The 13,329-nt window shown below is 55.3% G+C and carries 14 protein-coding genes; 9 read left to right on the plus strand and 5 right to left on the minus strand.

What is annotated here, in order from left to right:
* Positions 1–446 precede the first annotated feature (446 nt).
* From mutL to E2H98_RS13035, 9 genes are all read left to right on the plus strand, one after another.
* Complete coding sequence (gene mutL / locus E2H98_RS12995) at positions 447–2,093, plus strand: DNA mismatch repair endonuclease MutL (RefSeq protein WP_133588822.1); 1,647 nt, start codon at positions 447–449, stop codon at positions 2,091–2,093.
* Entirely contained in the window at positions 2,081–3,016 is a 936-nt protein-coding gene (gene miaA, locus E2H98_RS13000) for a tRNA (adenosine(37)-N6)-dimethylallyltransferase MiaA (protein WP_133588820.1), read from the plus strand. Before mutL ends, miaA begins: the two co-directional genes overlap by 13 nt.
* Before the next feature lie 204 nt (positions 3,017–3,220).
* Positions 3,221–3,496 (plus strand): RNA chaperone Hfq, encoded by a 276-nt coding sequence (gene hfq / locus E2H98_RS13005; protein ID WP_133588818.1) that lies wholly within the window; start codon positions 3,221–3,223, stop codon positions 3,494–3,496.
* 71 nt (positions 3,497–3,567) lie between these two features.
* On the plus strand, positions 3,568–4,902 hold the full coding sequence (gene hflX, locus E2H98_RS13010; protein WP_133588816.1) for a ribosome rescue GTPase HflX: 1,335 nt from the start codon (positions 3,568–3,570) through the stop codon (positions 4,900–4,902).
* Between the two features lie 2 nt (positions 4,903–4,904).
* Positions 4,905–5,990 (plus strand): FtsH protease activity modulator HflK, encoded by a 1,086-nt coding sequence (gene hflK / locus E2H98_RS13015; protein ID WP_133588814.1) that lies wholly within the window; start codon positions 4,905–4,907, stop codon positions 5,988–5,990.
* Positions 5,991–5,993: 3 nt separating this feature from the next.
* Positions 5,994–6,881 (plus strand): protease modulator HflC, encoded by an 888-nt coding sequence (hflC, locus tag E2H98_RS13020; RefSeq protein ID WP_133588812.1) that lies wholly within the window; start codon positions 5,994–5,996, stop codon positions 6,879–6,881.
* Positions 6,882–7,082: 201 nt separating this feature from the next.
* Positions 7,083–7,280, plus strand: a complete 198-nt coding sequence (locus tag E2H98_RS13025) for a DUF2065 domain-containing protein (protein ID WP_133588810.1) — start codon at positions 7,083–7,085, stop codon at positions 7,278–7,280.
* A gap of 130 nt (positions 7,281–7,410) precedes the next feature.
* The gene (locus tag E2H98_RS13030; protein WP_133588808.1) at positions 7,411–8,706 is read left to right on the plus strand and encodes an adenylosuccinate synthase; all 1,296 of its coding nucleotides are present in this window, start codon (positions 7,411–7,413) and stop codon (positions 8,704–8,706) included.
* A 206-nt stretch (positions 8,707–8,912) separates the two neighbouring features.
* Positions 8,913–9,680, plus strand: coding sequence for a substrate-binding periplasmic protein (locus E2H98_RS13035; RefSeq protein WP_157591380.1), 768 nt, complete (start codon positions 8,913–8,915; stop codon positions 9,678–9,680).
* Between the two features lie 53 nt (positions 9,681–9,733).
* On the opposite strand, the gene E2H98_RS13040 is transcribed toward E2H98_RS13035, so the two are convergent.
* The 5 genes from E2H98_RS13040 to E2H98_RS13060 all read right to left on the minus strand — a co-directional run bounded on the left by E2H98_RS13040 (position 9,734) and on the right by E2H98_RS13060 (position 13,273).
* A complete protein-coding gene (locus tag E2H98_RS13040) occupies positions 9,734–10,084 on the minus strand; it encodes a hypothetical protein (protein WP_133588803.1) in 351 nt (116 codons plus the stop codon).
* Between the two features lie 143 nt (positions 10,085–10,227).
* Positions 10,228–11,334 carry a winged helix-turn-helix domain-containing protein gene (locus E2H98_RS13045; protein ID WP_133588801.1) on the minus strand — a complete coding sequence of 369 codons (1,107 nt, stop codon included), beginning with the start codon at positions 11,332–11,334 and terminating at the stop codon, positions 10,228–10,230.
* A gap of 220 nt (positions 11,335–11,554) precedes the next feature.
* Positions 11,555–12,148, minus strand: a complete 594-nt coding sequence (locus E2H98_RS13050) for a hypothetical protein (RefSeq protein WP_198325121.1) — start codon at positions 12,146–12,148, stop codon at positions 11,555–11,557.
* A gap of 125 nt (positions 12,149–12,273) precedes the next feature.
* Entirely contained in the window at positions 12,274–12,657 is a 384-nt protein-coding gene (locus E2H98_RS13055) for a hypothetical protein (protein WP_133588800.1), read from the minus strand.
* Between the two features lie 25 nt (positions 12,658–12,682).
* Positions 12,683–13,273: a flavodoxin family protein gene (locus E2H98_RS13060; RefSeq protein ID WP_133589238.1), complete on the minus strand. Its 591-nt coding sequence runs from the start codon at positions 13,271–13,273 to the stop codon at positions 12,683–12,685.
* Between the last annotated feature and the right edge of the window lie 56 nt (positions 13,274–13,329).

Here is a 13,329-nt window from a genome sequence, read left to right on the forward strand (position 1 = left end):
CTCGGACCGGCAGCCGAGTTTCTTTTCTTTGCTCGTGCAAAGAAAAGAAACCAAAAGACAAATTTGTCAGGAGCAAATTTGGACGTCGAAGACGCCCGGAGGGTGAATGCCAGGATGGCATGAATCCACCACGCCCCGAAGCGCCAGTGAGGTTTCGCTGCTTCGACGAGGCCGCTCCGGCAACAAGCATTCTCCGGCTCGGGCCGCACTGACGCGGCATCCCTGCCTTGACATTGCTACGCCAGCTATCCTTGCTGGCGTACCCGGCCTACGAATGCTCGTTGCCGGCTGGCGCATACGGGGGCCCCGTTTTTTCTTCTCTATTTCTGTGGCTTCGAAAAAAAGCACGAAGAGTATGCTTTTTTAGCGCCCAGAGCTTTTTGAATACGTTTCGCGGTTTTGTTAAACACCGGTAAACTACCCGCAAATTCCCCTTCGTTGATTCCATGACTTCTCGCATCGAAATCCTGTCGCCTCGACTCGCTAACCAAATCGCCGCTGGCGAGGTGGTTGAACGGCCGGCGTCGGTGATCAAGGAGTTGTTGGAAAACGCGCTGGATGCCGGTGCGACACGCATTGATATCGATGTTGAACGCGGTGGTGTGCAGTTGTTGCGCATTACCGATAACGGTCATGGCATTCACCCCGACGATCTGCCGCTGGCTTTGGCTCGGCATGCGACCAGTAAAATCAAAACGCTGGATGATTTGGCCGCGGTGATGTCACTCGGTTTTCGTGGCGAGGCCTTGGCCAGTATCGCTTCGGTTTCGCGGCTGACGCTGATTTCCTGTCAGCGTGATCAGGACAATGCCTGGCTGGCATTCGCCGAAGGTGCCGGCATGCAAGTCGAAGTGCGGCCGGCAGCACTGGATGTCGGCACTCGTGTCGAAGTGCGCGATTTATTTTTCAACACGCCGGCGAGACGCCGTTTTTTACGTAGCGAAAATACCGAGTTCGCCCATATCGATGAAACCGTGCGACGTGTTGCTCTGGCGCGGCCCGATGTCGCGGTACGACTGACGCACAACGGTAAAACGGTGCGCAATTTCCGTATCGCTGACGGCAAGGAAGGTTTGGCCGAGCGCGTTTCTGCCGTGCTTGGGCGCAGCTTTCTGGTGACGGCTGTTGAAGCGGAGCAGCAGATCGAACAGCAACGCATTTTTGGTTGGATAGGGCATCCAGAACAACATCGCGCCCAGGCCGATGGCCAGTATGTATTCGTCAATGGCCGCGCGATTCGCGATCGCGTCGTCAATCATGCGATTCGTAGCGCGTATGAGGAGTCGCTGCCGAAAGGACGGGCACCTTGTTGGGCGTTATTCATTGAAATGCCGGCCGAGCTGGTTGATGTCAACGTGCATCCAACCAAGCATGAAGTACGCTTTCGCCATGCGCGCTGGATGCATGACTGGATCACGCAAACGGTTCGGGAAAGTCTGCAACGACTGCCGGAAACGGTTGCCCAGCCAGTGAGCACCACGCCTGTTTCTGAACGCCCCATTTCACCACCCGCATTTTCTCGTCCCCGCTCGGCGCCGACAATTGCCGAATCGGCGGTGATAGCGCGTCCGCCAGCGCGCGAAGCGGTAAAAGAAACGATGGCGTTTTATCAAACGCTAAGTACCGAGTCTACACCGTCAAATGTAAAGCTGGTGCGGGTCGGCGAAACGTTGATGCTGAGTTTGGATACGCCACTGCAGCTTTGGCATTTGCCAACACTGCTGCAGGTATTTTTGCAGCAACAATGGTTGGAAGCGAAACCTGCACAGCAACCATTGTTGATGCCGATTTCTTTGCCATTGCTCAGCAATGCTGATGACGAAAAGCTGTGCTCGCTCGGCTTTACTATCGACAAGAAACTACTGAAAGCCGCACCGTCGGTACTGCGCGGTGCTAACTGGACGGTGTTGTGCCAATCGCTGATCGACACTACTGAAGTGATCGATACTGTTGTCGAACATTTGCTGAATCAGCCTGCCAGTAACAATCTTGACTATTGGCAGGAAAAAATTGCCTGGGCACAGCGGCAGAGCGTTGAGCATTGCCGGCGTGAATTGAGCGCCGAAGATTGGCAGCAGCTATGGCCGACCTGAAGCCTACGGTTCTCTGCCTGATGGGACCGACCGCATCCGGCAAGACGGCGCTGGCGATGCGCTTGGCCGATACCCGGCCGTGTTCGCTGATCAGTGTCGATTCGGCGCTGATTTATCGCGGTATGGATATCGGCACCGGCAAACCGACCGCCGAGGAACTGGCCCAGCACCCACATCAACTGATTGATATCTGCGACCCAAGCGAAAGCTATTCCGCCGCGCGTTTTCGCGATGAAGCCTTGGCGGCCATTGAGCAAGCGGTAAACGCCGGCAAGCTGCCGGTGTTGGTCGGCGGCACGATGCTGTATTTCAAGGCGCTGATCGAAGGTATCGCCGATCTGCCCGATGCCGAGCCGGCGCTGCGGGTCCGTTTGGAACAGGAGCGTCAGCAACAGGGCTTACCGGCGTTGTATGCCCGCCTGCAACAGCTTGACCCAGCGGCCGCAGCACGCATCAGCGCCAACGACCCGCAGCGCATTCTGCGCGCGCTGGAGGTCATTGAGCTGACCGGCAAGCCCATGACGGAGCTCTGGGCACACCAGACACCGGCAACTCAGCCGTATCACTATGTGCAGGTGGCGCTGCTGCCGGACCGGGCCTGGCTACACCGTCGTATTGCGATGCGGTTGGATGTGATGCTGGCGGCCGGTTTTGTTGAGGAAGTGAAGGCCTTGAAAGCCCGGCCGGACCTACACGCCGAGCTGCCGAGCATTCGTTGTGTCGGCTATCGGCAAATCTGGGACTTTCTCGACGGCGCCTGCAATGAACAGGAAATGCGTGAGCGGGCCTTGGCGGCCACCCGGCAGCTGGCCAAGCGTCAGTACACCTGGTTGCGCAAATGGCCATTGGATTTACTGCTGGACGAAAACAGTGAAAATCCGGTCGATCAGATCTTGAAAGCCATGGAACCAGCGCCCATTTAGCGGTCATACGTTCTGAGCAGGCTGTGCTCCATCGCGTCATGCGCAAAAGTCACGGCGATGTCGCTGTTGCGTTTCCGGCTTTACGCTACAATTACCAACGGTCGTCCCGGTTTTTCCAGTATCGGCCGGCCATCACCAGTCTGAGCTGCCTCTGACCTTGATTCGGCAGGGCTACTAATAACAGGAATATAAGGAGAATAGATCATGTCGAAAGGGCAATCGTTACAAGACCCTTTTTTGAATGCGCTGCGTCGTGAACGCGTTCCGGTGTCGATTTACCTGGTCAATGGCATCAAGTTGCAAGGCCAGATTGAATCATTTGATCAATTTGTTGTGCTTTTGAAAAACACCGTCAGCCAAATGGTTTACAAGCACGCGATTTCCACGGTCGTGCCTGCCCGCAATGTGCGCTTGCCGCATCAAGGTGCAGGTGGCGACGAACCCACTGAAGATGAAGGTGTACAGCCAGGTAACCTCTGAGCGTACGCCAGCCAATGCCGCCCTGCGGCGGCATTGGTGCATCTGCGTATTGAGTGTAATGAATACCCTACATGTTTGACCGTCACGCCGGCGGCGAGGCGGCTATCCTCGTTCATCTCGATTTTTCCTCTGGCGATCAAGCCGAAGACGTTGCGGAGCTGCAGGAGCTGGTGCGCTCGGCCGGCCTGACCGTGCTGCAACTCGTCACCGGCAGTCGCAAGCAGCCAGATCCCCGCTATTTCCTCGGCGAAGGCAAGGCCGAAGAGCTGCGTGCTGCCGTGCAGGCGCACAAAGCGGAAGTGGCGATCATCAATCATCAAATGTCACCGGCTCAGGAACGCAACCTGGAGCGGTTGATTCAGTGCCGGGTTGTCGATCGGGTCGGTTTGATTCTCGATATCTTCGCTCAGCGCGCCCAAACCCATGAAGGCAAGCTGCAGGTCGAGCTGGCGCAGCTTAAGCACCTGTCGACGCGCCTGGTACGCGGCTGGACCCACTTGGACCGTCAGCGCGGTGGTGGTGTCGGCATGCGCGGTCCTGGCGAAACGCAGTTGGAAACCGACCGTCGTTTGGTCATGGCGAAAATCGACCAAATCGAGAAACGTTTGTTGAAAGTGGCTGAAACGCGCGAGCAAAGCCGCCGTTCCCGTCGTCGTAACGAAGTGAAAACCGTGTCGCTGGTCGGTTACACCAACGCCGGCAAGTCAACGCTGTTCAATGCGCTGACCGAGAGCGGCGTTTACGCGGCGGATCAGTTGTTCGCGACGCTGGATCCAACCCTGCGCCGATTGCCGATCGAGCAAACCCAGGTGCTGGCGGCCGACACGGTCGGTTTTATCCGCCACTTGCCGCACGATCTGGTGCACGCTTTCAAAGCGACGCTGACCGAAACCCGCGAAGCCGATTTGTTATTGCATGTCGTCGATGCCGCCGATCCATTGCGCGATGACAAGATTGCTTCCGTAAAAGCGGTACTGCAGGAAATTGGCGCCGAAGACGTGCCGAGCATTACCGTGTTCAACAAAATTGATTGCTTGCCGGACATGGCGCCGCGTATTGAGTGCGATGAAAATGGCATGCCGGTGCGTGCCTTTGTTTCGGCAGTGACTGGTGCCGGGTTGTCCGAGCTGCTCGACGCCATCGAAGAGCGAGTGGTCAACACCCGGGTCGAACTGACCTTGATCTTGCCGCCTGAAGCCGCAAAATTACGGGCCAAGCTCTTCGCGCTGCAGGCCGTGCAGCACGAAAGCATCGACGAAGACGGTGCTTTTCATCTTTTCTTACAGATTGATGCGGTGGAGTGGGCGCGCTTACGCCATGATCCGCAAGCGCGGCCCTACTTGCCGGAAATTTCTCAACACACAGAGGCAGACGATTGGACTGCCGCAACACAACTGGAGCATTGACCATGCCTTGGAACGAGCCGGGTAACGGCAACAATCAAGACCCATGGGGCCAGCGGCGCAAGCCGCAAGGTGGCCCGCCGGATCTCGACGATTTTCTGAAAGATCTCGGTAAAAAACTGGGCGGCATTTTCGGTGGTGGCAAAGGCCCATCGAGTAGTGGTGGTGGCGGCAGCAGCGGCAAAGCCAACTCGGTGTTGGGTTTTGTCATTCTCGCCGTCGTCGTGTTTGGTTACGGTCTCGCCGGTATCTATCAGGTCGACGAAAAAGAGCGTGCGATTGTGTTGCGTTTCGGTGAATACAATCGCATTGAAGGCTCCGGTTTGAACTGGGCGCCGCCAATCATCGATCAAGTCAACATCGTCAACACCACGTCAGTTCAACAAGAAATTGTGCGCGGCCGGATGCTGACCAAGGATGAATTCCTGGTCGATGTCTCGACCTCGGTGCAATACCGTATCGCCGATCCGCAAGCGTACTTGTTCAACGTTGTCGATCCGGATTTCACTTTGCAGCAGGCCACCGAAGCGGCTTTGCGTTCGGTCATTGGTCAGTCGCAACTCGATGACATTCTGACGGCCGGTAAATCGGTCATTCAAAGCCAGACCCGCGAATTGCTGCGCGAAATTCTCGAGCCGTACAAAACCGGTCTGGAGATCGCTGACGTCAATTTCCAGGAAGCGGATCCACCGCAGGAAGTACGCGCCGCGTTCGATGACGCCATCAAGGCGCGTGAAGACAAGGGCCGTATGGTGCAGGAAGCGCAAGCTTACCGCGAGAAAGAATTGCCACTGGCGCAAGCAAACGCCCAACGTATTCTGCAAGAGGCCGAAGCGTATAAAGCTCAGGTGACCGCGCAGGCACGAGGTGAAGTACAGCGCTTTGAAAAATTGCTGCCGCAGTATCTCGCCGCGCCAGAAGTGACGCGCAACCGTCTGTACATTGAAACGATGGAAGAAGTGCTGTCAAAAGTCAGCAAAGTCGTTGTCGACGATAAAGGCGGCAACAACATGCTGTACCTGCCGCTCGACAAAATGGGCCAGCAGCGTAGTAATGCCGGTGCCGCTGGCGCCGCGATGGAAGGGAGATAAGTTATGCAGTCCAAAACCTTCTCGATTTTGTTGATCGCAATTCTGGGTGCATTTATTGCCGGTAGCTCGCTGTTCATCGTTGACGCCCGCGAACGGGCGCTGGTGCTGCGCTTCGGTGAAGTGCAGCGTAACGATCAGGGTATGCCGATCGTTTATGAACCAGGCTTGCACGTCAAAATGCCGTTTGCCGACACCGTCAAGCGCATTGACTCCCGCGTCCAAAACCTCGATGGCGATGCCGATCGCGTTGTCACGTTGGAGAAAAAAGACGTTATCGTTGATTCCTTCGTCAAATGGAAAGTCGATGACTTCTCTCACTTCTACCTATCGACCAACGGTGACGTGCGTCGCGCTTCGGAATTGCTTGAACGCAAAGTCGATGCCGCGATACGCGAAGAATTTGGTAAGCGCAACATCAAGGACCTGGTCTCGGAAGCGCGGTTGGAAGCGATGTTCAAACTGCGTGACACGATTCAGGTTGACGCCGAGGATTTGGGCGTCGAAGTGCTCGACATTCGCATCAAACAAATCAATCTGCCGAATGAAGTGTCCGAGTCGGTCTACGCCAACATGCGCGCTGAGCGGGTAAAAACGGCGACAGAACTGCGTTCGACCGGTCAAGGTGAAGCCAACATCATCAAGGCGAAAACCGATGCTGAAGTAAAAATTCTTTTGGCCCAGGCCGATCAGGAATCGCGCCGCATTCGCGGTGAAGGCGATGCCACCGCCGCGAAAATCTACGCCGATACCTACAAGCAGAACGCCGAGTTCTACGCTTTCTTGCGTTCGCTTGATGCCTACAAGGCTTCATTCAATTCCGACAAAGACGTCATGGTCGTCGCGCCGGATAGCGATTTCTTCAAATACATGAAGAAAAAAGACGGACGCTGATTTTTTGCGTCAAAAAATGGGCCGTTACCGGCCCATTTTTTTCGTCGATATAATTTGTTTCCCCTCGCCCCTTGTGGGACAAATGATTCGGGAAATCATTTGGACAACGAAGTTGCCCGAAGGGGGAGCACCAAGGGTGGTGCTCCTCAATGGGGGTAGGGGAGAAGGGGCTACCCTCCAGCAACCAACCCGGAGCCACTGATGAACATCCAATGGAGCGACCTGATGGCCGGCATGGCGCTGGCCATGGTGCTCGAAGGCTTACTGCCATTTTTAAGCCCGAAAGGCTTTCGCGACGCGCTGATCACTGCCGTGCAATTGCCGGACAAAGCGCTGCGCCGCTTGGGTCTGATTAGCATGGTTATAGGATTGGCTGTGCTGTACTGGGCCCGTCATTAATTCTTCATCAACGCCCGTACAAATTGGCGCTTGTATAGCCTGCTGCAAAGCGAAAAAAGCCGGCGAAAAATGAGCAAAAAGCGTATGATCCGCCCCTTCGCTTGTACGCAACAGAGGTTTTCTCAAAGCCATGGCCCAATCCGTCGTGGTTCTCGGCACCCAGTGGGGTGACGAGGGCAAAGGCAAAATCGTTGATCTGCTCACCGACCGCGCTTCCCATGTCGTCCGCTACCAAGGTGGACATAACGCCGGCCACACCCTGGTCATCGAAGGCAAGAAAACCGTACTGCACCTGATCCCATCCGGCATCCTGCGTGACGTCAATTGCTACATCGGCAACGGCGTTGTGCTGTCGCCTGCGGCACTGTTGAAAGAAATGGGCACGCTGGAGGCCAATGGCATTCCGGTCCGCGAGCGCCTGAAAATTTCTTCGGCCTGCCCGCTGATCCTGCCGTATCACGTTGCACTCGATAACTCCCGTGAGACCCGTCGCGGTAAATCCGCCATCGGCACCACTGGTCGCGGTATCGGCCCGGCCTACGAAGACAAAGTCTCGCGTCGCGGGCTGCGCCTTGATGATCTGGCCGACTGGGATACCTTCGCCGCCAAGCTCGACGAAGTGCTGGATTTCCACAACTTCTCGCTGGCTAATTACTACAAAGCACCGACCATCGACCGCGACCAGTTGTTGCGCGAATGCGAAGGCTACGCAAAAGAATTGCTGCCAATGGCCACGGATGTCACCGGTCTGCTGCACGAAGCCCGTGAGCGCGGCGAACGCATCCTGTTCGAAGGCGCGCAAGGCACGCTGCTGGATATCGACCACGGCACCTTCCCGTTCGTCACCTCCAGCAACACCACCGCTGGCGGCACCTCGACCGGTTCCGGCTATGGCCCGCGCTATATCGACTACGTGCTCGGTATCACCAAGGCCTACACCACCCGTGTCGGCGGCGGCCCATTCCCGACCGAGCTGAACGATGCACTCGGCGAAGAACTGCGCCAGAAAGGCCACGAATTTGGCGCGACAACAGGGCGTCCGCGCCGCTGCGGCTGGCTCGATCTGGTGGCGCTGAAGCGCGCCATGCAAATCAACTCCATTACCGGTCTGTGCCTGACCAAACTCGACGTGCTCGACGGTCTGGAAACGGTCAAGATCTGCGTTGGTTACAAGTGCCGCAAAAACGGCAAGCTGACCGCACCGCCGGCCTCGGCTTACCAGTTCGATACCATCGAACCGGAATACATCGAAATGCCGGGTTGGAAGCAATCGACCGTAGGCGTTAAGAAAATGGACGAGCTGCCAAAAACCGCGCGCGCTTACATCACCAAAATCGAAGAAGTGCTCGGCGCGCCAATCGACATCGTCTCGACCGGCCCGGACCGTGTTGAAACGATTGTCCAACGCCATCCGTTTGATGCGTAATCACAAAGAATAAAAAACGCGCCGACTGGCGCGTTTTTTATTGGAAGCCATCTCAAAAATAGTCTGGGCGAAAGTGATGTGCGCTCCTATTCGCGCAGATCGCTGAGTTCCAGGCATTTTTGAGATGGCTTCTACCTGCATTACCGATGATTTCACGTCTACACTTACCGCCATGGAAAGGAGGCCGACGAGAGGAGCTGAGGGCGGTGTGGCGACGATACCTGATGCTCGTCTGGTTCGGGCTGTTGCTCAGTTCCGCTACCGACGTAACTGCCGAACAGCAAGGCGAGTTGAGGTTGCCCGTCAAAGTCTATGGCTATCATCTGAAGCCTCCATTCATCATTGATAGCCGCAGCAAGCGTGGCTTGTATTACGATTTTTCGCGCTACATCAATAGTCGGCTCGGCAAGAATTATCTCGATACCGAATACATGCCGCGTAAGCGCCTTGAATCGCGTCTGCAGCGTGCCGATTTCGATGCGCTGATCATCGGCGTCAACCCCATCTGGTTTCGCGACGCCAAAGAAGAGAAGTATTTATGGACGGCGCCGATCATGCGTGATCGGGATGAAGTGATTTCCTCTGCCTCGTTACGCTTCGAATACAAAAATCCAGAAAGTTTGCTTGGCAAAACGATCGGCTTATCGCTCGGATATTACTATTACGGCGTTGATGAACTCGTCGCGCTCGGTAAAATCGAGCGTCAGGATACCCATTCTGAATTGCAAAACCTGGATAAGCTGCAGCGCGGGCGTATTGATGTCGCGATCATCAGCCGTTCAACATTCGATTATTACAATCGTTACCATCGCAATAGCGAGATTTTTCATCTCTCCGAAAAACCGCATGATGAGTTTGATCGCCGGTTATTGATCCCCAAGCACCTGGAGGAAGTGTTCCAAACCATCAATCCCATTATCATGCGGATGCCGGATGACCTTGCTTGGTTGGCCGTTTTGGAAAGCTATCGTTAAAGGTAGAAATCGATCTACTCATCATTTCGCTGCGCAGGTTTTCGATGAACACATTAGTGTGTGGGTGCTGGAGTCAGCCATAAATAAAGAGCAGCGATGGCAAAAGCAAGCTGGAAGCCCAGTAAGATTTTTCCAATGAAATTGAAGAAATACTGCGAGTCAGCAAACTCCTCAATATCTTTCCACCGACGTCCATTTCCCCAAGACCAAGCAGACCCTTTGAAGAAAAACAGGAAGCTTATCAGTATCGCGGCAGGCCAGAAATAACGGAGCGCCACAAGATACAGCACCAATGAAAACAAGAAGCCGTTTCGGAGTAACCAAATGCCGGTTAGCCCAAGTGCGCCCCAATTCAGTGCGCTGGTTTCGCGAAGTGATTCCGGAGTAGCTTGATTCGATTCCATACTTTCTCCAAGTTTTCTACATTTTGTTTTTGATTGTTCTGTTCAGCCAATCTGCCAGCGCTTTATGGCCATTCATTCTGGCAACAAACGCACTAGTCTGCTACGGATCATCATGAGCATGGCCGGATAAATCCACACCCGACTCATGCAGCAGCATTCCGTTCATTGTTCAAAAACTGTCGATCAGTCAACATCATTGCGGTAATCATGCCTCCGACAAACAAGGCACCTTCAACGCCGCCGATGATCATCTGGCTGATGGTTCCCAAGCCTTGCTCACCGAACAGCGCACCAAATGGATTCAGTTGCAGTTGTGAATCGGGAAAACTGCGCGCCAACAAATCCAGACTGCCAGCCATCAATCTGCCACCGAGCAGCGGGATCAATACGCCAATAAAGCCGCCAATACTGATAGCAAACATAACAGCACGTTGCGCTGAGCTGCTTTGCCTTACCCGTACCGCAAGCCAGTAGCCGAACCCGACAGCCGCACCAAGCAGCGTACCTTCCATGGCGCCGGTAATGTCGCCGGGCGATTGACCGAGCAGCAAATGAAATGCATCAACACCGAGCAGCTTGCCAACGGCGCCTACCAGCATGCCGCCGAGCGCGCCGCCAGCTGTCGGTTGCCACCAGCGTTGATGGCCAATGAATCCTGCGGCAGCGATACCGAACGCGACGCCAGCGCCACCAACCAACGCCACCAGTGTCGTGATCGCCAGCATCACCAGCAGAATCGAGATCGCGCCCATGCCGTTCTGTAGCGGTTGCGCGGTGCTGACAAAGCCAAAAAACAAACCGCCAAGCACGCCAGCGATGCCACTGCCTAGCATGCCGGCGCCGCCGAGCATCAGAAATTGTGGCCAGGAGTAGGGTGATGAGTGTTCTTTGAGGCGAGTTGTTGGTGTCTGCGCACTGGCGGTACGTTCTTCCTGCCATTCAACCGGCGCGATAAAGCGATAACCGTGTTTCGGTACCGTGGCGATGAAAATGGGCTTGGCGGCGTTGTCGCCAAGTTGTCGGCGCAGCGTTTTGATGCACTGGCTCAGCGCTTCGTCGCTGACCGTCGCGCCGTTCCAGACCTCATCAAGAAAGCGCTCTTTCGAGACCAGCGTGCCTTGCTCACGCACCAGCAACATCAGCGCATCGAAATAGCGGGCATTCAGCTCCACCGATTGTTCGCCATGTTTGAGCTGTCGCTCGACAGGGTTCAGCGAGAACTGTCCAAAGCGATAGTGGCCTTGTGCCATGTTTCAGTGAAATCTCAGCGTTTGCTCACGCCGAAAATCGGCAAGGAGCACGAAAGGTGAACGGCAATTATGCCGGTAGTCGAGGCAATGGCAAGTGTGCATGCAAGAGAGCAGGGCTGATTTGGCATGCATCGGCTAAATCATCAAAAATTCCTGTCACTCCCGCGCAGGCGGGAGTCCAGAAAAGCCGCGTAGAGCATGGATTTCCGTCTACGCCTGTTCACTTATTTGTTACTGAAAGGCGAAACAAGCCTGCCGACATCGCAAACACGCCAGCGAAAAAGCCATTCAGGAACACTTGCCGCATCAGCCCAACCGGATAGCTGTCCGGGTCCAGGAAAATCGCGACACCGCCGATCAGCAGCATGGCCACGGCCATCGTCAGCATGGTCTTGAACATCCCTTGCGGTTCGAAGCGCGCAAACAGCGAGCCGATAACGCCGAACATCAGCACGGCGAAATACATCAGATTGGCCGGATTGTTCTCCGAACCGATGATGCCGACCGCAAGATTGATCCAGACCAGCAGAAACGAGCCGACAATGCCGAGACCAGCCCCGACCCGGTACCATAGGTTGCCGGACATGCGCGTGGCAATTTCGTAGCAACCACAGGCAACCGACAGCATCACACCCATGACCAGAAAATCAAAACCCGTCCAGTTCACTTCATCGGTGAATTGCATCGCGATCAGCGGTATCAGCAATAACGTACCGGCAAAGCCCCAAATCAGAAGCCTCCATCGGTTGCGCGGTGCGCCTTGGCGCTCGTTGTTCGGTAGTTTTGCAGGGGTATCGCTCATCTTGGCGTTCATGCGCCAGTCTCCGTGGTGGGGTGAGTGGCGCACCTTAGCGGCAAGGGCGGCGGAGACGCATGAGCAAACGCTGAGATATTGCTGAGCAGGCGCATTCACTGCTGTGTCGCCTGCTCTGTGGCGGTTTAGCGCTGATGCGTCAGGGTTCTGTGGCGGATTTGCGCCTTCATATAAAAGCCAATCAACGCGACGGTGATTAACAGCGCAGCGGCCAGGCCAATCTTGTCGAAATGATAATAGGTGACGCCGGTTTGCATGCTCATCAGCGGCACCAACAACCCGGCCAGGTTCAGCTTCCAGGCTTTTGGCGAAAGGGGTGAAGCCTTGGCAGCGACATAAAGCCAGACGCTGGTGATAATCGTCAGCGGCGCCGTTACAAAGAAATGCATCAACAATTGCAGACCGCCCGGATCATGGGTAACAAACCACGGCTGCAGCGACAGATAGATAAATGCAGCGTAGCCAAGATTGGCAATTGCCAGCATCACTGCAAGCGTTACGTTTTGCACTATTTCACTTCCTGAATCTAAGAAACTAAGCCACAGATTTTGCCGGTGGATTAGGTGCTGAGAAACGCGTAGCCAATTCCGCTACCCGTCTGCCGAGGTAATGCGCCGTGACCAAATCCACTTCATGCAGCACGCCGTTGTCGGTATGAGCGATAAGACCTGACTGTGCGCCAAGCCGATTGCGCTGCTCCGGGTCGCAGCCTCCGGGAATATCGAGGCTTGCCCACAGCATGCCGTGTTGATTGGCAAAAATCTGCAAGTATTGCAGCGTATGGAGCTGGTCGCCGCTCAAATTGGTGCCGATGGTAAAACCGGCGGCGAATTTATCAGCCCAAGCTTTCTCGCCCCATTTCTCACCAGTGGCATCGGCAAAGGCTTTGAACTGTGCTGATACGCTGCCCATGAAAGTCGGTGAGCCGAAAATCATCGCGTCGACCTGATCAAGCTGATCGATGAACGCCGTGTTGCGAAAGCGGCCTTCAATAATATCCGCTCCAACAATTTCCATGCGAAGCGCAGTGGCATTTGGCGAGGACTGCACGCCAGCAATCACGGCATCAGCGAGCTTCGCAGTTGTACCCTTTGCGGAATGAAACACCACGGCGATGGTCGTCACGCAAGCATTCTCGAATAAACAGATAAGCGTTGCCTGAGCATACCGCATGCTCACCG

It is taken from the genome of Permianibacter aggregans, from assembly GCF_009756665.1.
GTDB classification, from domain to species: domain Bacteria; phylum Pseudomonadota; class Gammaproteobacteria; order Enterobacterales; family Permianibacteraceae; genus Permianibacter; species Permianibacter aggregans.